Origin of the sequence: Halapricum sp. CBA1109, assembly GCF_009741825.1 — an archaeon.
Classification (GTDB): Archaea; Halobacteriota; Halobacteria; order Halobacteriales; family Haloarculaceae; genus Halapricum.
In genome coordinates this window covers 1-1414 of sequence record NZ_WPCA01000255.1, presented here as the reverse complement: position 1 = coordinate 1414, position 1414 = coordinate 1, and the positions used below count along the sequence as shown (strand labels likewise).

Genomic DNA, 1414 nt, shown 5'->3' with positions numbered 1-1414 from the left:
CGGCGACGCCCGCCGTCGACGGTTCGTAGCCCGTGGCGTCCATCAGCGTCGCCGCCGGCCCGGAGAACACCTCGTCATCGACGAACGGCGAGACGGCGACGACCGGTGTCGAATCCAGCGCCTCGCGGAACCCGTCGACGGCGGCCATCGGCCCGATAGAAGTGACGGGGTTGGAGGGACCGATAACGACGGGGTCGTCGAGGGCGTCCCGAACAGCGGCGGTCGGCGCGGCGTCCTCGGCCCCGCGGAACTCGACGGACTCGACGGGCGGGTCGCCGCCGCGGGCGACCCACCACTCTTGGAAGTGCTGTGGGCCCTCTGGCGTGTGGACGATGCTGGCGACGGGGTCGTCGCTCATCGGGAGCAGCGTTCGCTCGACGCCGAGGGCGTCACAGAGGGCGTCGATAGCCTCGGTGAGCGTGTGGCCCTCGTCGATCAGGCCCGTCCGGGTGAGGTGGACCGCTCGGTCGTAGTCGCCGATGTGCATAAACTCCCCGACTGCCGAGAAGCGCCGCCAGCGGGCGAGTCGACGGCCGGCGGTCTGTTCGGCCGCCGGGAGGTATCGCGGCCCGGTCGAGAGGCCGGCGGCCTCGGCCATCTCCCGGAGGTGATCGTGCGTCTCGGCGGTGTCGTCCTCGATACCCCACCACGTCTCCCGGTCGAGCAGGTCGGCCCACAGAAAGAGGACGGTGTCCACGTCCGGGCAGACGAGGTGCCCGCCGAGTTCGACGTCGTCGCCGGTGTTGGCGACCACCGTCGTCGACCCGGGGTCGAACGCCGCGTCGGCACCGGTCAGTAGCTTCGGCGTCCCGGTGCCGCCGGAGAGGAACGTCGTCATATCCGACGGCAGGGGTGGCGTACAGTAAACGCTTCGGCCCCGCAGTCGTCGGTCGCCCCCGCCCGTATCGAACTGTTTTTGCGCGCCGGCGGGATAGCCCCGGGTATGGATACGCTGGTCGTCGGTGCCGGCGAGATGGGCCGGTGGTTCGCCGGGGCGCTGGCCGACGGCGCCGACACGCCGGTCTCGCTCGCCTTCGCCGACACGGACCCTGCCGTCGCCGAGGCGGCCGCCGAGCGTCACGGTGGCCGCGCGGTCGAGGGCGACACCGACGAGCGGTTCGACCTCGTCGTCGTCGCCGTCCCGATTCCGGCCGCCGAGGCCGTCATCGAACGGTACGCCGACCGGACGACGGGGGCGATGGTCGACCTCGCGGGCGTGATGGACGGTCCCCTCGCGGCGATGCGAGCGGCCGCCCCGGACTGCGAACGGGCGAGCCTCCACCCGCTGTTCGCCGCCGACAACGCCCCGGGCACCGTCGCCGCCGTCGTCGACAGCGGCGGTCCGGTGCTGGAGACGGTCCGGGCGGCACTGACCGCCCGCGGCAACACGTGGGCCGAGACGACCGCCGAGGAA

The 1414-nt window shown here is 72.6% G+C and carries 1 protein-coding gene and 1 pseudogene; one reads left to right on the top strand and one right to left on the bottom strand.

Annotated features, from left to right (window positions below; genetic code table 11):
- Positions 1 to 838 (bottom strand): 2-phospho-L-lactate transferase (gene cofD, locus GJ629_RS15785; RefSeq protein WP_157513847.1); only part of this gene is annotated, 838 nt, incomplete at its 3' end.
- Between the two features lie 105 nt (positions 839 to 943).
- Between cofD and GJ629_RS15780 the strand changes: the two are divergent.
- Positions 944 to 1414 (top strand): annotated as a pseudogene (locus tag GJ629_RS15780) (NAD(P)-binding domain-containing protein); the annotation flags it as partial.